A 1,725-nucleotide genomic window follows, 5' to 3' on the forward strand; every position below is an offset into this window, starting at 1 on the left:
GATCAGTCCGCGGACAACCCTGTCACCGCACTCGCGCCCGATCATCCCGCGTACGTCATCTACACCTCCGGCTCCACCGGCCGACCCAAAGGCGTCGTCGTCGCCCACCGCAACGTGGTGCGGCTCTTCGACGCCACCCGGAAGTGGTTCGGCTTCGGCCCCGACGACGTGTGGACGCTGTTCCACTCGTACGCCTTCGACTTCTCCGTCTGGGAGCTGTGGGGAGCGCTGCTGCACGGCGGCCGGCTGGTCGTGGTGCCCTACGAGGTCAGCAGGACGCCCGGCGCCTTCCTGGACCTGCTGGCCGATCACGGCGTCACCGTCCTCAACCAGACGCCGTCGGCCTTCTACCAGTTAGCGCAGGCCGACGCCGACGCCTCCCCACCGGGCCGTGGACTGGCCCTGCGCACCGTGGTGTTCGGCGGCGAGGCACTCCAACCGTCCCGCCTCGCTGACTGGTACCGGCGCCACCCCGACGACACGCCGGCCCTGATCAACATGTACGGCATCACCGAGACCACGGTCCACGTGACGTACCAGCCGCTGACCCGGGAGCGAGCAACCGCGGCGGCGGCCAGCGTCATCGGCGTCGGGATCCCCGACCTGCGGACGTATGTGCTCGGTCCGGGGCTGGAGTTGGTGGCTCCCGGCGTGGTGGGGGAGCTGTACGTCGCGGGGGCCGGTGTCGCCCGCGGCTATCTGGGCAGGCCCGGCCTGACGGCCGAGCGGTTCGTGGCGGATCCGTACGCGGCTGAGCCGAACACGCGGATGTACCGCACCGGTGACCTGGTTCGGTGGAACCAGGACGGCGAGCTGGAGTTCGTCGGTCGTGCCGACCACCAGGTCAAGATCCGTGGCTTCCGTATCGAGCCCGGCGAGATCGAGAACGTGCTGACCGACCACCCGGACGTCGCCGAGGCGGCGGTGGTGGTCCGCGAGGAGCAGTCCGGCGATGCCCGCCTCCTCGCTTACGTGGTGGCACGGGGAGCCCTTCGCGCCATGGATGTACGGGAGTTCGCGCGGGGCCGGCTGCCCGGCTACATGCTGCCGGCCGCCGTCGTCGTACTCGACCGCATGCCGCTCACCGCCAACGGCAAGTTGGACAAGGCGTCGCTCCCGGAGCCGGACTTCACCGTGCCCAGGTCGGCGCGGGAGGCGCGCACGCCGCAGGAGCAGATCGTGTGCGATCTGTTCGCGCAGGTTCTGGGGCTGCCGCGGGCCGGCGTGGACGACGACTTCTTCGACCTGGGCGGGCACTCGCTGCTGGCCACCCGTCTCATCGGTCAGATCCGCGCCGCGTTCGGAGTCGAGCTGGAGCTGCGCGCACTGTTCGACGGGCCGACGCCGGCCGCGGTGGCGGCACTCCTCGACACCGCGGGACCCGCTCGGCCGCCCCTGGCGTCGCGGGAACGCCCGCCGGCCCTTCCCCTCTCGTCCGCCCAGCGGCGGCTGTGGTTCATCCACAAGATGGAGGGGTCGAGCGCCACCTACAACATCCCTCTCGTCGTGCGACTGACCGGCACGTTGGACCCTGACGCGCTGCGTGCCGCTCTCGGTGACGTGGTGGCCCGGCACGAGAGTCTGCGGACGGTGTTCCCCGAGGCCGACGGTACCCCTTACCAGCAGGTCCTCGACAGTGCGAGCGTGGAGCTGCCCGTCACCGACATCACCGAGACGGAGCTGCCGGAGGCCCTGAGGTCAGCGGCCCGGTACGCCTTCGATCTG

Annotated in this window: 1 protein-coding gene; it reads left to right on the plus strand. The window is 70.7% G+C overall.

Going from position 1 to position 1,725, the window contains the following annotated elements; translation table 11 throughout:
• The coding region (locus tag IG90_RS0138600) for a non-ribosomal peptide synthetase (RefSeq protein WP_030595964.1) at positions 1-1,725 on the plus strand (1,725 nt) is incomplete at both ends.

The organism is Streptomyces anulatus (assembly GCF_000721175.1).
In the GTDB taxonomy this organism is placed as follows: Bacteria; Actinomycetota; Actinomycetes; order Streptomycetales; family Streptomycetaceae; genus Streptomyces; species Streptomyces anulatus_C.